The following is a 21,629-nucleotide window of genomic DNA, read 5'->3' on the forward strand; positions in this document are numbered from 1 at the left end:
TCCAGGAGACAGCTATGTCTGCACTTTATGAAAAATCGCAGCTGACGAAGATCCTTATTTCCTCCCTGCCAGCCACCAAAGAAACGATGGATTCCGCAACCTTCCTCGATCTGAGTTGCACCATCAAAGAAATTCAGTTCACCGGTGGTCAGAAGCAGGATATCGACGTAACAACACTTTGCTCTACCGAGCAGGAGAACATCAACGGCCTGCCTTCTCCGTCAGAAATCTCTCTGTCCGGCAACTTCTACAAGAATCCGGCGCAGGACGCCTTGCGTGAGGCCTATGACAACGATACGACCTACGCTTTCCAGGTTATCTTCCCGTCCGGCAAGGGCTTTAAGTTCCTGGCTGAAATCCGCCAGCACACCTGGTCTTCAGGTACCAACGGCGTAGTGGCGGCAACGTTCTCCCTGCGCCTGAAAGGTAAGCCTGAAAACATCGAGTCTGGCTCCTGAGAGGTCGCATGAAGAATATTAAAAATCTCGCCCTGGCTAAGATGTCGGGTTTTCGTCATAAGACGGTCGCCGTTCCTGAGTGGGAGGGCGTCAAAGTGGTTCTCCGTGAGCCGTCAGGTGAAGCCTGGCTGCGCTGGCAGGAAGTGGTGAAAGCGGGTGCTGATGATGAAAATGTGTCGGTATCGGAAAAGGCACACCGTAATCTTTGCGCTGACGTGGTGCTCTTCATTGACGTCCTGTGCGACACCGATAAGCAACCGGTATTCAGCGTAGACGAAGAAGAGCAGGTGCGTGAAATCTACGGCCCCGTCCATTCACGCCTGCTCAAACAGGCGCTTGACCTGATCAACAATGCGGACGAAGCGCGGGAAAAGTCTCAACCCCCGGCGTAAAGTTTCTGATGTCGCTTGCGCTCCGGATGGGGCGCACGCTCTCAGAGCTTCGGCAGAATATGACGGCAAGCGAGCTTCTAATGTGGATTGAGTACGACAGGCAAAGTCCGGTTGGCGATATCCGTGGCGACATTCAGGCAGCTCAGCTCGTCTCTGCCATCTACGGCTCACAGGGGGCAAAAGTACCGCTGGACGATGCGATCCTGCGATGGGGTGGCGATGAGCAATCAGAACCGAAGGACCCGTTTGCAGGGCTTGAGGCTGCTTTATCAAACGCAGCGGCAACTAATTAAATGCTAAAGTCAAAAAATAGAATTTCGAATTTCCTTTGCTCACGTTTATGTATTTTAATAACCTCCTTACTTCTGGAGGTGTGAAAATGAAAAAGGTAGTTGGTATTTTATTAGTTATGTTCGCCGTTACTGGATGTAAATCTTTAGACTCAGTTAGGGCTACAAAGCCTGTAAACATTGGGGGATCTGATAAGAGCGTTAACTCATTCTCATCTTGTGTCTCTGGGAAGTGGGCTGGAAATGGAACACCAGTAACTTCCTTGCCGCTTGAAAATGGCATAAGCATACTCGTCCCTCAGGCAATGGGGGGTTATGACGTAGTTCTTGACGTAACAGAAAATAATGGGAAAACAAGTTACGTGCTCTACGAAAGAGTGCCCTCAATGACATCCGACTCATATGAGAAAACGGTATTATCTTGTAGATAAGAAAACATAGATAAAACAGACCCGCTCCGGCGGGTTTTTTTTCGCCTGGAGAAATGTGATGGCAACATTACGTGAATTGATTATTAAAATTTCCGCTAACTCGCAATCATTCCAGACGGAAATTTCCCGCGCCTCACGAATGGGGCAGGATTATTACCGCACTATGCAGAATGGTGGTCGGCAGGCCGCTGCTGCTGCCAGAGAGAGCGAAAGGGCGCTCTCTGATTTGACTGCCGGATTTGCATCTGCTGGAAGGGCTGCCGCCGCAGCTACGGCAGCTTTTGCAACGGGTAAAATTGTGCAGATTGCTGATGAGTGGAACTCCGTAAACGCTCGCCTTAAACAGGCATCATCTTCTGCTGATGATTTTGCCGCTTCACAGCGTCAGTTAATGGAAATCAGCCAAAGAACCGGCACGGCATTTTCAGATAACGCAAACCTTTTTTCCCGCGCAGCAGCCTCAATGCGCGAGTACGGTTATAGCTCTGACGAAGTTCTGAAAATTACAGAAGCTGTCTCTACCGGCCTCAAACTTTCTGGGGCTAACACCCAGGAAGCGAGTTCTGTTATCACTCAATTCAGCCAGGCGCTCGCACAAGGCGTTCTTCGTGGTGAAGAATTTAATGCCGTTAACGAAGCCGGTGATCGGGTAATCCGCGCTCTGGCTGCGGGAATGGGTGTAGCCCGTAAAGACCTCAAGAGCATGGCTGACCAGGGACAGCTTACGATCGATAAGGTTGTCCCAGCTTTAATGAGCCAGTTAGGAGCATTGCAGGGCGAATTTGCCAGCATGCCACAAACGGTTTCTGGATCCCTTCAAAAAGTAACTAACTCATTCATGGCCTGGGTGGGCGGTGTAAACCAGGCAACCGGTGCTACTGATGCGTTGTCTGGCGGATTGGATAATGTTGCCCAGACGCTTGATTCTTTTACTTCATCAGCAGTGAGCGGCGCGCTTAGTGACGTTGCTGACAATATGTCAACAATTACAACAGTCGCTGGGGCGCTTGTTGGCGTGGGACTGGCACGCTACCTAAGCGGAGTTGTAACCAGTGCCACGAGTGCAACAGGTGCGCTAATTTCAGCTGCGAAATCAGAGGTTGCCCTTGCAGTCGCGCAGGATAAAGCGGCGCAGTCTGCTGTTGCGGCTTCCAGGGCTGAAGTTTATCGGGCTCAGCAAGCAGTACAGAGTTCAAGAAGTGCAGATGTTCAGGCGGCTCAGCAAGAAAAGGTCGCGGCGGCTGAAGCAAAAGTCACTGCGGCCCATACCAGACTGACTACCGCTCTTGCCAGTGGTACAGCTACGGAAAAGGTGCGAGCCAGAACAGCACTTGAACGCGCGCAGGCAGGGCTGGTAGCAGCTAAAAATGCCGACGCTCAGGCTGTCGCTGAAAGGCGTCTGGCTGCCGCTCAGGCTGCTTTAAACCGTAACATCTCAAATCGTGTTTCGACTCAAAGCAATCTCAATAGCGTAACATCTGTCGGCACTCGCCTGATGAGTGGTGCGCTTGGCCTGATTGGCGGCGTGCCGGGTCTGGTGATGCTGGGAGCAGGAGCCTGGTATGCTATGTATCAGAATCAGGAGCAGGCTCGGCGTTCGGCGCAGGAATACGCCACCACGATTGATGAAGTCAGTAAAAAGTCGAAGGCAATGTCTTTACCTGAAGCTTCAGACAATGCTGAGAAAACGCGCGCAGCATTGAATGAGCAGAACAGGCTGATAGATGAACAAAAGAGCAAGATAGAAAATCTGAAAGAGCAGATAGCTGGTTATCAGTCAGTGATCAGTAATCCCGGTCCAACGACCAGTGGTGGTTTCATGATTAACCACCTGACATCTTTGGATACCGTGACCCGTGGACTGGCTACAGCCACTGAACAGTTATCTGTTGAGCAGGAAAGGCTTGCCCAGATGCAGGAGAAATCTGCCTCTATCCAACAGGTTCTTGAAGGTCTTGAGCATCGGCGTGTGACGCTAATTCGGGAGGAGGCAGCGAATCAGAACCGGGCTTATCAATCACTTCTGTTGATGAATGGGCAGCACGATGAACTTAATCGATTACTCGGCCTGGGTAACCAACTCCTTATGGCGCGTCAGGGGCTGGCTAACGTCCCGATCAGGCTTCCTCAGGCCGACCTCGACAAAAAGCAAACCGATGCCCTCGAAAAAAGCCGCCGGGATCTGGAGTTGTCACGCCTGAAGGGTGAAGCAAAAGAGCGCCTGCGTCTGAGTTATGCAGCCGATGATCTGGGGTTAACCAGTGATCCGCAATTCCAGACAGGCCGTCAGGAGTTGATTAATAACGGCCTTGCTGAATGGCGGAATAATGAGGCCAACAAACCTAAGGCGAAGGGCGGTAAAACCGAAGGCGAGAAAACCGAGGATGTGTATAAGCGCCTTATCAAGCAGCAAAAAGAGCAGATTGCCCTGCAAGGCCAAAATACTGAACTGGCGAAGGTTAAATACCAGGTCAGCCAGGGCGAACTTGCGTCTCTGACAGAAGCCCAGAAAAAGACGGTATTGCAGAATGCTGCGCTGATTGACCAGGTTAAATTACGTGAGCAACTGCGAAATTACGAAGCCAATCTTGCCGACAGTAACGCCAGCGCCCGCGCAGCCAATGAAGCGCAACTGCTGGGATATGGGCAGGGAACCAGGTTCCGTGAAAGACTTCAGGAGCAGTTCAATCTGCGTAAGGAGTTTGAGCAGAAGAATACCGATCTTCTCCGCCAGCGTCAGGCTGGTGAAATCGACGAGACGTTCTATCAGCAGGGGCTGGCACTTAATAAGCGCTACCTCGAAGAGCGCCTGCGCGACCAGGAGGGATATTACGCAGCTTCTGATGCGCAGCGTGACGACTGGATGACGGGACTGTCTGAGGGTTATGCGAACTGGGTGGACGAAGCTACTGATTATTCTTCCATGGCCGCTGACGGCATGAAGCAGGCCATGGGTGGCGCGGTCACCACGATCACCGACATGCTCAATGGCAACGTTGACAGCTGGAAGGACTGGGGCGTGAGCGTACTGAAGATCATCCAGAACGTTCTGGTGAACATGGCTGTTGCTAATGGCGTCAGCTCAATTGGATCACTGTTCAGTTTTGGTGCCTCGTCAGCCGCAACCGCCAGCAGCGGTACCGCCATTCAGAATGCTGGCGCGAACTTCACATTTAATGCGAAGGGTAACGTTTACGACTCTCCGTCCCTGAGCGCTTACAGCAATGGCGTTTTCCAGACGCCTCAGCTGTTTGCTTTTGCCAAGGGTGCGGGGATTTTCGGCGAGGCAGGTCCTGAAGCCATTATGCCCCTCACGCGGGCACCTAATGGTGATCTTGCCGTTCGCGCAGTGGGGATGCCACAGGTCTCTGGCGGTGTGCCTTCAGTTAACTTCGGCGATATCAATATTCAGGGCGGATCTCCACAGGCGTCCAGTCAGGGTACTGCCGGAGCAGCAGGCAGGCAGCTTAAGGATGCCATCACTGGTGTCATTAACGAACAGGCCAGCATGCCGGGCTCGCCTCTGTGGCGATTAATCAAGGGAGTTTAACCATGGCAGTCGAAACCTTCAGCTGGTGCCCAAAGGTTGCCTCTCAGGTTGATACAAATTTTCGTACCCGAAAGGCGCAGTTTGGCGATGGCTATACACAGGTGGCCGGGGACGGCATCAACCCGGTAACACCTCAGTGGAGCGTGAGCTTTACCGGCGACGAGGCTTACATTCAGGCCATTAAAAACTTTCTGAACAGACATGCAGGGTGGAAGTCATTTATCTGGAAGCCACCGCTTGAGCCTTCAGGTTTATGGCGCGCGGAATCCTTCCAGATATCTACCCACGGCAACAAAAAATACACCCTCAGCAGCACATTCATACAGGCATACCATCCATGAGTATTTCATCTGATGTCCAGAAACTGGAACCGGGTAAGCGCGTCCGCCTGATCGAGGTGGACGGCTCAGCGTTCGGTGCGGGTATTCTTCGCTTTCACAACGAGACAATCCCGCATACCGAGGCGGAAATCATCGCCGCAGGCGGCGACGAGTCAAAACTTGAGCCGAAGTCGGTGTGGTGGCAGGGGCAGGAGTATGGCGCGTGGCCGTATGAACTGACCGGCATATCTGTAAGCAGTGACGGCCAGAGTTCACGGCCGTCACTCACTGTTGCAAACATCAGCGGTACGATTGGCGCGCTGTGCCGAAGGTTTCAGGGGATGGCTAAAGCAAAGGTGATCATCCATGACACCTTCGCTCACTACCTGGACGCAAGAAATTTTCCTGGCGGGAACCCGACTGCGAATCCCAACGAGGAGCGCAAACAGGTTTATTACATCGACCGTAAATCAGGGTCAGACGATGAAACCGTAGAGTTTGAGCTTTCAAGTCCAGCCGATTTGCGAGGGCAACTCATTCCGACCCGGCAAATTCAGCCAATGTGCACGTGGTGCATGCGGGGCTGGTACAAAACCGGGAACGGCTGCACCTACGCCGGGCAAAACGGCTGGTTCGATAAAGACGGCAATCGGGTGGACGATCCTTCACAGGATGTTTGCTCCGGATTGCTGTCAACGGGCTGTAAACCTCGCTTCGGAGAGAATGAACAGCTGGATTATGGCGGGTTCCCCGGCGCTTCACTTCTGAGAGGATAATCATGCGCGACAAAACAGTTAGCGCCATTCTGGCGCATGCCGCCGCATCCTTCCCCGAAGAGTGCTGTGGCGTGGTTATTCAGAAGGGGCGGGTGGAGAAATACATCCCCTGCAAAAATAATGCTGAGTCGCCGACTGAGCAATTTGAACTTAATCCTGAGGATTATGCGGCCGCCGAAGAGCAGGGCACTGTGGTGGCGATCGTCCACAGCCATCCCGGCGACGGGGCAACAACTCAGCCGAGCGAGCTCGACATGCTGATGTGTGATGCCACGGAACTGCCCTGGATTATTGCATCGTGGCCGGAGGGCGACATTCGCACCGTCATGCCTCGCGGAGACCGTCCCCTCACAGGGCGCCAGTTTGTACTCGGGTATGCAGACTGCTGGTCTCTCATCATGGACTATTTCCGCATCGAGCACGGCATTGAACTGCCCAACTACAGCGTAGATCGCCACTGGTGGGAGCAGGGTGAAAACCTCTATATGGATAACTGGCAGGAATGCGGTTTCCGTGAGTACGACGGTCCCGCTCAGCCAGGTGACATGGTTATCATGCAGGTTCAGTCCACCGTCCCGAACCATGCCGGGATTTTGCTTGATGGCAACATGCTACTGCATCACATGTATGGCCAGCTAAGCCAGCGTATTCCCTACGGTGGCTATTACCGTGACCGTACCATCAAAATTCTGCGTTATAAGGATTTGATGTAATGGAAAGAAAAACCGTTATCAAACTCAGCGGCTCAATGGCTCAGCGATTTGGCAGGACACATCGCCGTGCACTAACGTCCGCCAGCGAAGTTTTCAGGGCGCTTTCTAACACCATTGCCGGCTTTGATGCTTATCTGCGTGAAGCTCGGGCAAAGGGACTGGATTTTGTTATTTTCCGGGATCGTCGCAATATCGGGCACGAAGAGTTTGAACTCCTGGGGCCGGGTGATGAGTTAAGAATAATCCCTGTGATAAGGGGTAGTAAAAGAGCTGGAGTATTCCAGGCGTTGCTCGGAACGGCTCTGGTCGCTGCTGCCATATGGATGCCGGGAGTTAGTATCGCAGCAAGTAACCTCATGTTTTCCGTTGGTGCCGCAATGGCCGTTGGCGGTGTAGTGCAAATGCTCTCTCCTCAGGTTTCAGGTCTGCGAATGCGTCAGGAACCTGATAACAAACCCTCCTATGCGTTTGGTGGTCCCGTTAACACGACGGCATCTGGCAATCCCGTCCCCCTGCTTTATGGGCAACGGGAAATTGGCGGCGCCATTATATCCGCCGGGGTTTATGCAGAAGATCAGCAATAAACCAAACCACGTACTGCAAGCCACCTGACGGTGGCTTTTTTATGGACGCGATATGACGACGACAATCATCAAAGGCCGCGGTAAAGGTGGCAGCAATCAGACCCGAACACCCGTTGAAGCACCGGACAGCATTCAGTCCATTGCAAGGGCAAAGGTGCTGATTGCGCTTGGAGAGGGTGAGTTCGCTGGCGGGCTTGATGGTAAAAACATTTTTCTTGGTGACTCATCTTCCTACACGCCTCTTCAGAACGCCGACGGAAGTTATAACTTCAATAATGTGAAATATGAGTTCCGTTCCGGTACTCAGGACCAGGACTACATTCAGGGCTTCCCCGGCATTGAAAACGAACTTCAGGTTTCATACGAGCTGAAACAGGCTGTGCCGTACGTGCGCGCGGTATCCAACACGCAGCTCTCTGCGCTGCGAATTCGCCTGGGATGGCCAACTCTTTTACTCCAGAAAAACAACGGCGATAAAGTCGGCACCCGCGTTGAGTATGCTATCGATCTGTCGGTCGATGGTGGGCCGTATGAAACGGTGGTTAACGGTGCTGTTGATGACAAAACCACGTCGCTTTATGAGCGCAGTCACCGCGTCAATCTTCCGAAAGCCTCGACTGGATGGCAGTTGCGGGTTCGCAGAATCACGCCGGATTCCACGAGCGTGAATATCGTCGACACCATGCGCGTTGTGGCCGTTACTGAAATTATTGACGCCAAACTTCGCTACGTTAACACAGCGCTGCTGTATGTTGAGTTTGACGCAAAGCAGTTCCCTAATGGCATTCCTCAGGTTGTGTGCAATCCGAAAGGGCGAATCATCCGTGTACCTGATACTTATGATCCCGAAACCCGCACTTATTCTGGTACATGGGAGGGCGTATTTAAATGGGCGTGGACGGATAACCCTGCCTGGATTTATTACGACATCATTCTGAACGAGCGCTTCGGGCTGGGTCAAAGAATCGATGCGACTCAGATAGACAAATGGGAACTTTATCGCATCGCCCAGTATTGCGATCAACTGGTACCAGACGGCAAGGGCGGCAGCGGGACGGAGCCTCGTTTTCGTTGCAACGTTTATATCCAGGACCGTAATGACGCCTGGACCGTACTTCGTGATCTGGCGGGTATATTTCGCGGCATGACGTACTGGGGCGACAATAAGATGTATGTCCTGGCTGATATGCCACGGGATGTGTGGCACATCTATAACCACGCCAGCGTTGTTGAAGGAAAATTTACCTTTGCGGATCCGAGTGAAACCACCCGAAACACTGCCGCGCTGGTGAACTGGTCAGACCCTGCCAACCACTATAAAGACACGCCTGAGCCTGTTTACGATAACGATCTGGCCATGCGCTTCGATTATCGTCAGCTCGAAATGACTGCGATCGGCTGCACCAGGCAGTCAGAGGCAAACCGGCGGGGGCGCTGGGCGCTGCTCACTAACGGTATCGGCGAGGTGGTGACCTTCAGCACGGGCATGGACGTTCCCCCCGTTGGTGAGGTGATCGGCGTGGCAGCTAACGAGCTGGCCGGAAGAACTATCGGTGGCAGGGTGAGTGCGGTTAATGGCCGCAACATAACCCTCGATCGCGCCGCTGATGTGAAGGCCGGGAACCGGCTGTTTTTGAATCTTCCGTCAGGCACAGCTCAGGCCAGAACCGTCCAGGCCGTTAACGGAAACACAGTCACTGTCACCACACCCTACAGCGAAACGCCGGAGGCTGAATGTAACTGGGGTGTGGACTCTGACGATCTGTTTATAGCGCTTTTCCGTGTTACGGGAACGCGGGACAACAACGATGGCACTTTTGAAGTCACCGGGACGACTTACAACCCTGACATCTATTCCGCCGTTGATACCGGTGCAAGACTTGACGAGCGGCCAGTCAGTGTCATTCCACCCGGGGTTCAGGCTCCCCCAGGAAATATTGTCGTAGACAGTTACTCTACGGTTAACCAGAACATTGCGATTACCACCATGCGCGTTGCCTGGGATGCTGTCCAGGGTGCAGTTGCGTACGAGGCGGAATGGCGGCGTGACAGCGGCAACTGGGTAAGCGTGCCCCGAACGTCTTCTCTAGGTTTTGAAGTGCAGGGTATCTACTCGGGTCGCTATCTGGTCCGCGTCAGGGCGGTGAACGCCAGCGACGTTTCATCAGTCTGGGCGACATCATCAGAAGTGAATCTTACGGGTAAAGTGGGCAATCCGCCGAAACCGGTCGGCTTCATCGCTTCTGATAATGTGGTTTTCGGTATCGAGCTGAGCTGGGGATTCCCGGCGAACACCGACGACACGCTGAAGACGGAAATTCAGTACAGCCTGACCGGGACGGAAGACGATGCGATGCTGCTGGCAGACGTTCCCTATCCGCAGCGCAAGTATCAGCAGATGGGCCTTAAGGCAGGGCAAATTTTCTGGTACCGCGCGCAGCTGGTGGACCGCAGCGGAAACGAATCAGGGTATACAGACTTTGTGCGCGGGCAGGCCAGCATCGATGTATCCGATATCACCGATGCAATCCTGGAGGACATGAAAGGCTCCGATACGTTCAAAGACTTGATCGAGAACGCGGTGGACAGCAGCGGAAAACTGGCAGAACTGGCTGATGCAATCAAAGAGAACGCAGACGGCCTTGCTGCTGCGGTTGGTTCGAACAAGCAGACCGCTGAAGCAATCATCGGAAACGCGCTGGCTATTGCCGATGTTGTCGTGCGCCAGACAGCCCAACAGGGCGCTAACTCTGCGACTTTCGAACAGCTCCGGGAGGTGATCGCTACTGAGACGGAGGCACGCGTAACGGATGTTACCCGTCTTGAGGCAAAAACTGCGCAGAACGAGGCGGGAGTTACCGAGGTAAGGCAGGCTCTGTCAGATGAAGCTCAGGCAAGGGCTACTGCTGTTGATCAGCTCACTGCGAGCACTCAGGTCATTTCTGATAAAGCTGATTCGGCTTCGAGTAAAGCTGACGCTGCATCAGGTAAGGCAGATGCGGCCGAACAAGCCAGCTCGCAAAATACTGCTGATATCACCACGTTGCGACAGGTTGTCACCGACACGACTTCATCAATGGCATCCCGCCTGGAGGAGCTGGGAGCAAGAACCGATACTGCCAGCGGCGGCATCCAGAATAACGCTATCGCGCTAATAACGAGTACGCTGGCGCAGGTTGATCAGCAGGTGAGACTCAGCGCGCAGTACAGTGACAGTAAGGCCAGCATCGATCGTATTGATAATGTTATGGCAAGCGACAGGGAGGCAACAGCGCGTTCGTTGCTGAGTTTGCAGACTGACGTGAACGGCAACAAGGCAGCAATCAACAGCCTGAACCAGACGTTTTCCAATTATCAGCAGGCCACGGCCACGCAGATAAACGGCATTACGGCGACCATCAACGGGCACACTTCAGCGATCACCACCAACGCGCAGGCCATTGCGAACGTCAACGGCGACCTGAAGGCGATGTACAGCATCAAGGTCGGGTTATCCAGCAATGGTCAGCTTTACGCGGCAGGGATGGGGATCGGCGTGGAGAATACGCCGTCCGGCATGCAGTCGCAGGTTATCTTCCTGGCTGACCGCTTCGCCGTTACTCACCAGGCCGGAGCCACGGTGACCTTACCGTTCGTTATCCAGAACGGGCAGGTAATTATCAGGGATACGGTAATAGGTGATGCCACTATCACGCGAGCGAAACTTGCTGAAACAATCAGCTCGGTTAACTACGTTCAGAACCAGGCTGGCCTGTCCATAAACTTTAGAACCGGCACGCTTGAGAACTACGGTTCAACCGCGGGAGAAGGGGCCATGAAGCAGACTAATCAAACGATCGGTGTCAAGGATGCCAACAATGTGTTGAGGGTTCAGATCGGGAGAATCACGGGGATATGGTAACGGGAGGCCTCTTACGGGGCCTCTTTTTTTCAGGAGGACTGGATGGCGGAATATGGTGTTCAGACATGGGACGCCTCAGGCAATGTTAATAATTATGGCGTTAAGCCTGTCAGCGTTTGTGGCTATCTCCAGCTGGCCCAGAACCAGAAAACAGGCTCTTACACCGTAGCGCTTCCACCGGGTTGCAGGCTCACCTATTTTCAGAGCATGAACGGCGATCAGTTTGGAACGAGTCGGAGGAAGATCACCATTTCGGGAGGAACCGCAACAGTGTCATATGTAGGCGATACCGACTACTCAGCAGGGACTGAGCCTGCGGCAGCGGCTTATCTCATTTTCCAGATCGAGAGGGCATAAATGGCGGAGTATGGCGTTTTACTGACGACGACTAGCGGGGAAGTATGGGTGACTGCGAACAGCTCGCCAATCGCTCTACAGGCACGAAAGACAGCGGCACTTCAGGGAACATCGGGGTTTAATACCAAAGTGACGCACACATTCCCCGCAGGTCAGCCTGTTGTCGCCTTCGTTCATTGCACGGTTGAGGTCGAAATAACTCAGACGATAAGCGGGAACACCATCACGATTGATTTTCTCAGACCGAATGCAACCGGCACAGCGTACGTTTATTTTTTCTCTATTTTCCCGCAGACAAAGCCAGACTACGGGCTGGCTGTGTGGGATGCATCAGGGACGCTGATTTTAACAAACGAAACGCGCACGCTGAGCGATGTTGTCACCCTCGGTACCGCCGGGGTGGATGCCAGCTCAGGATACAACATCAATACAACTCTGGCGGGGAAGTGGGCCTGTATGCCTGCCATGCTGGGGCTAATTACCGGGGTTATATCGGCTGGCGGTCAGCCGCAACCATACTCGGCCATATACAAGAGCATGGCAAAACTTGAGGGAAGCAATACGCGGATATTCGCCAGGCCGCAGACAACCCCCGGCGGCAACCTTCAGAACGTTACGTATTCGAATCTGAGGAACGTGATTATGGCCATTAACTGCGCCAATTATGATTGATCGTTTTTAGCGATCAATTTTGAATAATTGATCTATCAAATCAATTATATCCCATTGATTCATATTGTTATTGTGTAGTTTCATGAATGCCCTGGGATATAACCACTATGAAAAATATGATTCTTTGCCTGGCGGTAGCGGTATTGCTCTCCGGTTGCGCTGGCGTTATTGAGAAGCAGCAACCCGTATGCACCGGAACAGCCCTGGTCGGCGGACAGGAAAGCAGCGTCCAGATCTACGGAGTCCGTAAACAAAACAATCAGACGCAGTACCGCGCCGGTTATCCCTTTAACTGGTCATGGGTGAGCGCCAACACGTTCACCAGCACCACCTGCCACTAACCCATTCAGTTTTGAACAAACCCCGCTCCGGCGGGGTTTTTTATTGCCTGGAGAAAACATGATTTATACTACTGGCACTATCGCCATCAGCGGAAACACCCTTACAGGTACCGGCACAAACTTCACTGCTGCTGGCTCGCTGATTCGTAACGGCTGTACCGTCATCGCGCTGACCAGCCCAGCGCAGGTTTTCCAGATCACCGTTATCGGCGGCGCAACCTCTCTCACCGTTACACCAGCGGCAAGCCCTGCTATCCCAGCTGGAACCAAATACGCAATCCTTCTGAGCGACAGCCTGAGCGTGGATGGACTGGCGCAGGACATCGCTGAAACCTTCACTATGTATCAGCGATACATGAGCGGTTTCGCTGATGTAATGAATGGCGCTACTGATGTCACTATCACCATTAACGGTACAGCAGTAACGGTACCGGGGCAGAAGTCACTGGCGAAAAAAGGGGCGAACAACGATATCACCAGCCTAAGCGGCCTGACTACCGCCCTCAGTATCAGTCAGGGTGGTACGGGAGGAAAGACCGCAGCAGATGCACGTACCAATCTCGGATTAGGAACAGCTGCAACAGTAAATTTGCAATCCTCAATTACCGATACCACTGCAGGTGTCGCTTTGATGCAGGGGGCTTTCGGCCTTGGACAGTCTGTCCCAAATCAATTTTCAACAGGCATCCCTTTAGACAGAACTCAATTTTTCGGCGCTACACAGGGAAATGGAAGTAATCCTGTCGCACAGCGTATGGGGGGGATGGTTCTGGCTTATGCAGGTGGATCATATTCCTGTGCAATTGCAGCTGCACTTGATACAACCAGCCCGACAATTTGGTTTAGGGGCATGGCTGGCGGCACGGCGGGTTCATGGCAAAAGTTTTATACCTCAACCAATACCACCGTAGCATCAGATGGAAGCCTCAAGGCAGCGTCTCCGGTAGCCCGTATCGTCAAATCAAAGGAAGAAAGTCAGCGCACAGATATTGATGAGAATGACTTTATCTGGTGCGGCTGCGGTACGGCGAATGCAGAAGCTGAAGGAATCAGCATTTCTCGTCTTGATGTAGGTGTTTATACGCTTACCGGTTCAGCTGGTCTGGCTTCTTCTGGATGGCAGCTGCTGCCGCCAATGGACCCGGGTGGAATGGGAGAACTGGGTGTTGTTGAAGCGGAGCAGACAGAAAGCGGTGGGCTGACGATTCGGCTTTTTAAGCGGAAATACATGCTGAGCGATGAAGGGGAGATCGTCAAAACAAAAGGGGCTCCTATGGATGTTCCGGCCAACAGCTGGATCGACGTTCGCCTCGATATGCCAGAGGATAGCATCTGGAAAACAAGAGCTTCAGAAGCTTCTCTTGAACTGACAGAGCAGCCTGAAGACATTCAGCCTTAAAAATTAATAGGCGAACCCAAATTGATCTGCATTCCATTTGAAACTACTGTATATAAACACAGTAATAAAGGGAGTGCAGATTATGCCCCGAATTTCAGATATTCAGGCCGCCTTTATTGCGGCCATAGAGCTTAACCCAAAGGGCTACCGCTACCTGAGAACAGACAGCTTTATAGAAAAGTTGCGTGGTTTTAACTGGCACTTCACCCGTGACGATGCAAACAAGTGGATAGAGCGCAATCAGCCAGGCTTCGCTGACAAGACAACTGACGGCAGTGATAACAGATACTGGATCCTGCGTAACATGGGGAGGGTCCACTGATGGGATTTGCATCACCAGCAGCTGATTACGTTGAGCGCCAGCTCACTCCCGAAATTCTGTGCAACATGGGTGCCGACAGCAGGGTTCTTGAAACTGATATGGGATTCGCGGTTATCGAGCCTGTAGTGATGAAGACACCAGGAGATGTGTTGCTGATTTTGTGCGACGGGCACACACAGTTTGCCAAGCTGATGGGACGATCGCTCATAACAGACGACGGCGAAGCGATCGAAGGGTCAGCGCTGGAAGAAGTTGAGGTATTGGGTAGAGTGACGTTCTTCATCAATCGTGCATTAGATGATGATTGCCCTGCAATATAGAAAGTTCCCCATGCTTCACTGACGAATAACCAGCCATAAGCGGCTGGTTTTTTGTGTGGTTTGGTCGGAACGAGAGAATTTTAACCTCCATCCCATGATGGCATCCTAAAGCTCAAAGGAAGTTTTGCATAATCACTTCTTCAAAATCGCATTCCCCAAAATAAAATTTAAGTGAATGAAAAACATGGAGAAAAATGAGGATGAAAATGCAATAAAATCAGCCAGAAAAACAGAGTTAACTGGCTGATTAATAACATTTAATTGGAGGTTGTCGAATTCTGCTTCTGGAACAGTTCCCGGAAGACCGGATAGATATCATCCTGGTCTCGAATGTGCTGCATCGCAAAGTTATCGAACATCGCTTGCAGATGCTCATACTCTCGCCACAGCGTCTGGTGGGCGCGACGGGTAATTTCAATGTAACTGTAGTAGCGCACCACCGGCAGGATCTTCTTCGCCAGAATTTCATGACACAGGGGTGAGTCATCCGCCCAGTTATCGCCATCCGATGCCTGTGCGGCGTAGATGTTCCACTGCGCCGGGTCGTAGCGCTCCTTTACCACCTCATCCATCAGCTTCAGGGCGCTCGACACGATGGTGCCACCGGTCTCCTGCGAGTAGAAAAACTCATGCTCATCCACCTCTTTCGCCTGAGTGTGATGGCGGATGTAGACCACCTCCACGTTCTTATACGTTCTGCTCAGGAACAGATAGAGCAGAATATAAAAACGCTTAGCCATATCCTTGGTGGCCTGATCCATTGAACCTGACACGTCCATCAGGCAGAACATCACCGCCTGGCTGGAAGGCTCCGGACGTTTTTCGTAGTTCTTGTAGCGCAGGTCGAACGTGTCGATAAACGGTACCCGGTCGATCTTCGCCCGCAGTTCGGCGATCTCTTTTCGCAGGCGCTCCTCTTCCAGTAGTTGCGCCGGTTCGGTATTTTCCACCACTTTCAGGCTGGTTTCCAGCTCGCGCAGTTCGCGCCGTTTGCCTGCCGTCATCGCCGTGCGTCGCGCCAGCGAGTTTTGCAGTGAACGCACCACGCTGATGTTGGCGGGCACCCCGTTTGCGGTATAACCCGCGCGATGGGTTTTGTATTCGTTGAGCTGACGGTGCTGATTCTTTCTCAGATTCGGCAGGGCCAGATCCTCAAACAGCAGGTCGAGATATTCGTCTTTTGAAATCTGAAAGACGAACTCATCCTGGCCTTCACCGTCCTGGCTGGCTTGTCCCTGACCGCTGCCAGAACCGCCGCCTCCGCCTTGTGGCCGCTCGATTCTGTCATTCTGGACGAAGTGGTCATTACCTGGGTGCACGCGATGGCGAAGACCGCCACGCCCCTGATGAAACATCGGTTCGCTGATGTCATCGTTGGGAATGGAGACGGATTCGCCGCTGTCGACGTCGGTCACCGAGCGTTTGTTGATGGCCTCGGAGATCGACTGTTTAATTTGCGCTTTATAACGGCGCAAGAAGCGCTGGCGATTCACCGTGCTCTTGTTTTTGCCGTTAAGACGCCGGTCAATAAACCAGGTCATATATCCCCCGTACTGCATTTGCCAACTTGCAGCGTCCGTAAGTGCCGGACATTTTGTTGGCCCGGTAAGCGCGTTACCGGGCACTTGTTTTAAGACGATTTACGCACGCGCAGATACCATTCACAAAGCAGGCGGACCTGTTTGCGCGTATAGCCTTTTTCCATCATACGGTCGACAAAATCGTCGTGCTTTTTCTGCTCGTCGGTTGAGGTTTTGGCGTTGAACGAGATAACCGGCAACAGCTCTTCCGTGTTAGAGAACATTTTCTTCTCTATAACCGTGCGTAGTTTTTCGTAGCTGGTCCAGTTTGGATTGCGGCCGTTGTTATGCGCTCTGGCGCGCAGCACGAAGTTCACAATCTCGTTTCGGAAGTCTTTCGGGTTGCTGATCCCGGCCGGTTTCTCAATTTTTTCCAGCTCTGCGTTCAGGGATTCACGGTCAAACAGCTGGCCGGTATCCGGGTCGCGGTACTCCTGATCCTGGATCCAGAAGTCAGCGTAGGTGACGTACCGATCGAAAATGTTCTGGCCGTATTCGGAATAGGATTCCAGGTAGGCGGTCTGGATCTCTTTGCCGATAAACTCGGCGTATTTCGGGATCAGGTAGCCTTTCAGGAACTCCAGGTAGCGTTCAGCCTGCTCCTGTGGGAACTGTTCACGTTCAATTTGCTGTTCCAGCACGTAGAACAGATGAACCGGGTTGGCGGCCACCTCCGCGTGGTCGAAGTTAAAGACGCGGGAGAGGATCTTAAACGCGAAACGCGTCGACAAACCGTTCATCCCTTCGTCGACCCCGGCGTAATCGCGGTATTCCTGGTACGATTTCGCTTTCGGGTCGGTATCCTTCAGGCTTTCGCCGTCATAAACGCGCATTTTGGAGTAAATGCTGGAGTTTTCCGGCTCTTTCAGGCGCGACAGAATCGAGAAGCGCGACAGCGTTTCCAGCGTTCCCGGTGCGCAAGGGGCATGGACCAGCTCACTGTGGTTGAGCAGTTTTTCGTAAATCTTGATCTCCTCGGAGATCCGCAGGCAATAAGGCACTTTGACGATGTACACGCGGTCAAGGAACGCCTCATTGTTTTTGTTGTTACGGAAGGTCACCCATTCAGATTCGTTCGAGTGGGCGAGGATAATCCCGTTAAACGGCAGGGCGGAAATACCTTCCGTCCCGTTGTAGTTCCCCTCCTGGGTGGCGGTCAGCAGCGGATGCAGCACTTTGATCGGTGCTTTAAACATCTCGACAAATTCCATAATCCCCTGGTTGGCGCGGCACAGCGCACCGGAATAGCCGTAGGCATCCGGGTCGTTTTGCGCGTGATGTTCCAGCTTACGGATATCGACTTTACCCACCAGCGCCGAGATGTCCTGGTTGTTCTCGTCACCGGGTTCAGTTTTAGCAATGGCGATCTGCTCGAGGATAGACGGCCACACTTTCACGACGCGGAATTTGGTGATGTCCCCACCAAACTCGTGCAGGCGTTTTGCCGCCCACGGCGACATGATCGTACCGAGATAGCGATGCGGAATGCCAAACTCTTTTTCCAGAATTTGCGCATCCTCTTGCGGATTAAACAGGCACAGCGGATGGTCATTGACCGGGCTGCGCTCGCCGTTGGCGCTCAGCACATAGATCGGCACGCGCTGCATCAGCGCTTTCAGCCGTTCAGCCAGGGAGGATTTACCCCCGCCGACGGGACCCAGCAGGTAAAGGATCTGTTTCTTCTCTTCCAGCCCCTGAGCGGCATGCTTCAGGTAGGAGACGATCTGCTCAATGGCATCTTCCATACCATAGAACTCTTCAAACGCCGGGTATCGGGCGACTACCCGATTCGAAAAAAGACGGGAAAGCCGTGGCTCCAGGGCAGTATCAACCATGTTTGGCTCACCGATAGCCATCAATAGCCGTTCTGCCGCATTGGCATAGGCACTGCGATCTTGCCGACAAATGGTAAGAAACTCCTGCAGTGTGAACTCTTCGTCCTTGGCAGCTTCGTAGCGCTGGCGATAGTGATCGAATATATTCATGGCATGCCGTCCTTTCGTTTTTTAGCACAGGATAAGAGCCGTTCGTATGAGTAGTGGAGGCTCCCGGAAGAGAATCTTTCGCACCTCACTGCCAGAGCAGCAACCTGTGTGCCAGGTCGAAGGCTATGAACCGCAGGGTGTTCAGCAAAACCTCTTCTTAAATTAAAGCGTAGATGGCAATTGCAAAACTTGCATACGGATAAAATCTACTTTCAATGACATATCAATAACTCATCCAAAAATTTCCACTGCGGTTATAAGCGAAAAGGGGGTTTTTCATTTATCGGTCACATAAATGAAAGCGGGATGTCATCTGAAAAATGAAAAATAACGGGTTAATCAAATGGATTCGCGCGCAAAAAATTTTGGGATGTACGGGAATGGCGGTTACACTTCACCCGCTGATTATTTGACTACAGGAAAGAATGGATTGTGACCAAACTCAAACTTCTGGCATTGGGCATCCTTGCCGCTACCGCAGCGAGCACCGTACAGGCTGAGAGCCAGTGGACTGTTGGCGCGGGTGCTGGCGTGATCAACAGCCCGTACAAGCAGTATGACCGCGACGTTTATCCTGTCCCCGTTGTCACCTATGAAGGCGATAACTTCTGGTTCCGTGGATTGGGCGGCGGCTACTATCTGTGGAACGATACGGCCGATAAGCTCTCCATCATGGCCTATTACGACCCAACGTACTTTAAACCAGGCGACAGCGACAGCAATGCGCTTCGTCAGCTGGACAAGCGCAGAAGCTCACTGATGGCCGGGCTTTCTTACGTCCATAATACCCAGTATGGCTTCCTGCGCACGGCGCTGGCGGGCGATACCCTGGACAACAGCAATGGCTTCATCTGGGATCTGGCGTGGCTTTATCGCTATACCAACGGCGCGGTGACCCTGACGCCGGGTATCGGTGTGCAGTACAGCAGCGAGAATTACAATGACTACTACTATGGCGTGTCTAAGGCTGAGTCTCGCCGCAGTGGTCTGAAGAGCTACAGCGCTGATGATGGCTGGGATCCGTACCTGGAACTCACCGCCTCGTATAACTTCCTCGGTGACTGGAACGTGTACGGTACTGGCCGTTATACCCGTCTGAGCGACGAAGTGAAGGACAGTCCGATGGTCGACAAGTCCTGGTCCGGCATCTTCTCCGTGGGTGTGACCTACAAGTTCTGACCAGAACGTGATGTATTAAAACGGGGCGCTTGCGCCCCGTTTGTTTTTTATGGTGCCTGATAAATATTAGCGCTTCACAATCTTGATCGTCTGGCCTAAGCGGGACGGTTTTTCTTCGCTGGTTTTCTGCGGGGCGGTCACGCACGCGGTTTCCACACACACGAAGGTCTTGTAACCGTCATCCGGGATATCTGCCATGCTGACGGAAAGGGCAGGGCCCGGGTTCCAGCCCACCACGTTGCTATGGTGGTGGTGAACCACGTCAATGCCGCGGTTCAACGCGCTGTCGTGGATGACGCTACATGCTTCCGGGTGCAGATACACGCGGTCGGTACGGTCCGGGAAGCTCTGAACGCCGTCGTCCAGCCTGCCTTCTTTCGCGTTGTCCACTTTGTCGATAAAGGTATCGCCAAGTCCGCTCACCTTAACGGCCTGAATGTCGCCTACGTTGAAATAGGTGTGCAGGGCGGACGTTGTTTCGAATTCGCCGTGCGCTTCCAGTTCAATCTCGCAGGTTTTACCCAGCTTGAAGCGGGCATAGAGGGTGAATTCATGTGGCCACAGGGCGCGCGTTTCATCATTTGCCTGAAGTTCAAAGGTCAACACCGCGCCGTTATCATCTTCGTTGTGGGCTTTCAGCGTCCACTGCTGGTTACGGGCGAAACCGTGAGACGGCAATCCCTGCTGCGCTGACGGACCAAACCATGGCCAGCAGATCGGTACGCCGCCACGGATCGCCGCCCCTTTTTTGAACGAGGTGGCCTCGCTCAGCCACAGGCCTTCTTCTTCGCCTTCTGGTTTCCAGGAGAGCAGGTGGGCGCCATTGAGCGCTACGGAGGCTTTAACGCGCGGATGATCGACGACGATGATATCGGCGCCGTCAATCTGACGGCGGGAGAGCACAGGGGTAAGTTGTTCGACTACCGGAAGTGCAAAAATTTTATTAATCATTAAGCAATCCTCTGTCTAAAAACAATAAAAAAGGCGACCGAAGTCGCCTTTTAGGATCAAGCACTCATCTCAACTTATTTGGAGATGTGAGCGATCAGGTCCAGTACTTTGTTAGAGTAGCCAGTTTCGTTGTCGTACCAGGAAACCAGTTTCACGAAGTTGTCGTTCAGTGCGATACCTGCTTTAGCATCGAACACGGAAGTGCACACTTCGCCGTTGAAATCGGTAGAAACAACGTCGTCTTCGGTGTAACCCAGAACGCCTTTCATTGGGCCTTCGGAAGCAGCTTTGATTGCTTTCTTAATTTCTTCGTAAGAAGCAGCTTTTTCCAGACGAACGGTCAGGTCAACAACGGATACGTTAGGAGTTGGAACGCGGAACGCCATACCAGTCAGTTTGCCATTCAGTTCTGGCAGTACTTTACCTACTGCTTTAGCAGCACCGGTAGAAGATGGGATGATGTTCTGAGCCGCGCCACGGCCGCCGCGCCAGTCTTTGTGAGACGGGCCATCAACGGTTTTCTGAGTAGCGGTGGTAGCGTGAACGGTAGTCATCAGACCTTCGATGATGCCGAAGTTGTCGTTGATAACTTTAGCCAGCGGTGCCAGGCAGTTGGTGGTGCAGGATGCGTTGGAAACGATGTCCTGGCCAGCGTAAGTTTCGAAGTTTGCACCGCGAACGAACATTGGGGTGTTGTCTTTGGAAGGACCAGTCAGAACAACTTTCTTCGCACCCGCAGTGATGTGTTTACGTGCAGTTTCGTCGGTCAGGAAGATACCGGTAGCTTCAGCTACAACGTCAACACCGATTTCGTTCCATTTCAGGTTAGCTGGGTCTTTCTCAGCAGTAACGCGGATGGTTTTGCCGTTAACAACCAGGTGGCCGTCTTTCACTTCAACGGTGCCGTCGAAACGACCGTGAGTTGAGTCGTACTTCAGCATGTACGCCATGTATTCAGCGTCCAGGAGATCGTTGATACCAACGATTTCGATGTCAGAACGTTTCTGAGCAGCACGGAAAACAATACGGCCGATACGGCCAAAACCGTTGATACCTACTTTGATAGTCATATATTCCACCAGCTATTTGTTAGTGAATAAAAGGTTGC

At 52.7% G+C, this 21,629-nt stretch carries 20 protein-coding genes and 1 pseudogene; 17 read left to right on the top strand and 4 right to left on the bottom strand.

What is annotated here, in order from left to right:
• Nucleotides 1-14: 14 nt before the first annotated feature.
• The 16 genes and pseudogenes from ACQG0S_RS08780 to ACQG0S_RS08855 all read left to right on the top strand — a co-directional run.
• Nucleotides 15-434, top strand: a pseudogene (locus ACQG0S_RS08780) (phage tail tube protein); the annotation flags it as partial.
• A 32-nt stretch (nt 435-466) separates the two neighbouring features.
• Nucleotides 467-850, top strand: coding sequence for a phage tail assembly chaperone (locus tag ACQG0S_RS08785; protein WP_001549114.1), 384 nt, complete (start codon nt 467-469; stop codon nt 848-850).
• An 8-nt stretch (nt 851-858) separates the two neighbouring features.
• Nucleotides 859-1,143, top strand: coding sequence for a phage tail assembly protein T (locus tag ACQG0S_RS08790; protein ID WP_045342758.1), 285 nt, complete (start codon nt 859-861; stop codon nt 1,141-1,143).
• Between the two features lie 86 nt (nt 1,144-1,229).
• The gene (locus ACQG0S_RS08795) at nt 1,230-1,571 is read left to right on the top strand and encodes a hypothetical protein (RefSeq protein ID WP_071698626.1); all 342 of its coding nucleotides are present in this window, start codon (nt 1,230-1,232) and stop codon (nt 1,569-1,571) included.
• A gap of 58 nt (nt 1,572-1,629) precedes the next feature.
• Complete coding sequence (locus ACQG0S_RS08800; protein ID WP_426750234.1) at nt 1,630-5,121, top strand: phage tail tape measure protein; 3,492 nt, start codon at nt 1,630-1,632, stop codon at nt 5,119-5,121.
• Nucleotides 5,122-5,123: 2 nt separating this feature from the next.
• Nucleotides 5,124-5,462, top strand: coding sequence for a phage tail protein (locus ACQG0S_RS08805; RefSeq protein ID WP_047731790.1), 339 nt, complete (start codon nt 5,124-5,126; stop codon nt 5,460-5,462).
• On the top strand, nt 5,459-6,217 hold the full coding sequence (locus tag ACQG0S_RS08810; protein ID WP_016240208.1) for a phage minor tail protein L: 759 nt from the start codon (nt 5,459-5,461) through the stop codon (nt 6,215-6,217). Before ACQG0S_RS08805 ends, ACQG0S_RS08810 begins: the two co-directional genes overlap by 4 nt.
• Nucleotides 6,218-6,219: 2 nt before the next feature.
• Nucleotides 6,220-6,930 carry a C40 family peptidase gene (locus ACQG0S_RS08815; RefSeq protein ID WP_023296258.1) on the top strand — a complete coding sequence of 237 codons (711 nt, stop codon included), beginning with the start codon at nt 6,220-6,222 and terminating at the stop codon, nt 6,928-6,930.
• Nucleotides 6,930-7,514: a tail assembly protein gene (locus ACQG0S_RS08820; protein WP_022650859.1), complete on the top strand. Its 585-nt coding sequence runs from the start codon at nt 6,930-6,932 to the stop codon at nt 7,512-7,514. Before ACQG0S_RS08815 ends, ACQG0S_RS08820 begins: the two co-directional genes overlap by 1 nt.
• Before the next feature lie 52 nt (nt 7,515-7,566).
• A complete protein-coding gene (locus ACQG0S_RS08825) occupies nt 7,567-11,415 on the top strand; it encodes a phage tail protein (protein ID WP_426750237.1) in 3,849 nt (1,282 codons plus the stop codon).
• A 42-nt stretch (nt 11,416-11,457) separates the two neighbouring features.
• A complete protein-coding gene (locus ACQG0S_RS08830) occupies nt 11,458-11,772 on the top strand; it encodes a hypothetical protein (protein ID WP_216316167.1) in 315 nt (104 codons plus the stop codon).
• Entirely contained in the window at nt 11,773-12,444 is a 672-nt protein-coding gene (locus ACQG0S_RS08835; protein WP_048240576.1) for a hypothetical protein, read from the top strand.
• A gap of 107 nt (nt 12,445-12,551) precedes the next feature.
• Nucleotides 12,552-12,785, top strand: coding sequence for a phage exclusion lipoprotein Cor (cor, locus tag ACQG0S_RS08840; protein ID WP_017382566.1), 234 nt, complete (start codon nt 12,552-12,554; stop codon nt 12,783-12,785).
• 58 nt (nt 12,786-12,843) lie between these two features.
• Entirely contained in the window at nt 12,844-14,184 is a 1,341-nt protein-coding gene (locus ACQG0S_RS08845; protein ID WP_426750239.1) for a phage tail protein, read from the top strand.
• A gap of 82 nt (nt 14,185-14,266) precedes the next feature.
• Nucleotides 14,267-14,506 (top strand): hypothetical protein, encoded by a 240-nt coding sequence (locus ACQG0S_RS08850; protein ID WP_134677274.1) that lies wholly within the window; start codon nt 14,267-14,269, stop codon nt 14,504-14,506.
• Complete coding sequence (locus ACQG0S_RS08855; RefSeq protein ID WP_137048204.1) at nt 14,506-14,826, top strand: hypothetical protein; 321 nt, start codon at nt 14,506-14,508, stop codon at nt 14,824-14,826. The genes ACQG0S_RS08850 and ACQG0S_RS08855 overlap by 1 nt, the downstream gene beginning before the upstream one ends.
• Nucleotides 14,827-15,083: 257 nt before the next feature.
• On the opposite strand, the gene ACQG0S_RS08860 is transcribed toward ACQG0S_RS08855, so the two are convergent.
• Nucleotides 15,084-16,367: a YeaH/YhbH family protein gene (locus tag ACQG0S_RS08860; protein ID WP_137048206.1), complete on the bottom strand. Its 1,284-nt coding sequence runs from the start codon at nt 16,365-16,367 to the stop codon at nt 15,084-15,086.
• Nucleotides 16,368-16,456: 89 nt separating this feature from the next.
• Nucleotides 16,457-18,391: a protein kinase YeaG gene (yeaG, locus tag ACQG0S_RS08865; RefSeq protein WP_006809140.1), complete on the bottom strand. Its 1,935-nt coding sequence runs from the start codon at nt 18,389-18,391 to the stop codon at nt 16,457-16,459.
• A gap of 432 nt (nt 18,392-18,823) precedes the next feature.
• Here yeaG and ACQG0S_RS08870 point away from each other — a divergent pair, with 432 nt between their 5' ends.
• Complete coding sequence (locus ACQG0S_RS08870; protein WP_023299885.1) at nt 18,824-19,570, top strand: MipA/OmpV family protein; 747 nt, start codon at nt 18,824-18,826, stop codon at nt 19,568-19,570.
• A 66-nt stretch (nt 19,571-19,636) separates the two neighbouring features.
• On the opposite strand, the gene ACQG0S_RS08875 is transcribed toward ACQG0S_RS08870, so the two are convergent.
• Nucleotides 19,637-20,521, bottom strand: a complete 885-nt coding sequence (locus ACQG0S_RS08875; RefSeq protein ID WP_022647789.1) for a D-hexose-6-phosphate mutarotase — start codon at nt 20,519-20,521, stop codon at nt 19,637-19,639.
• Nucleotides 20,522-20,595: 74 nt separating this feature from the next.
• Nucleotides 20,596-21,591 (bottom strand): glyceraldehyde-3-phosphate dehydrogenase, encoded by a 996-nt coding sequence (gene gapA, locus ACQG0S_RS08880; RefSeq protein ID WP_006809136.1) that lies wholly within the window; start codon nt 21,589-21,591, stop codon nt 20,596-20,598.
• Between the last annotated feature and the right edge of the window lie 38 nt (nt 21,592-21,629).

Origin of the sequence: Enterobacter cloacae complex sp. 418I7, from assembly GCF_050030705.1 — a bacterium.
In the GTDB taxonomy this organism is placed as follows: Bacteria; Pseudomonadota; Gammaproteobacteria; order Enterobacterales; family Enterobacteriaceae; genus Enterobacter; species Enterobacter intestinihominis.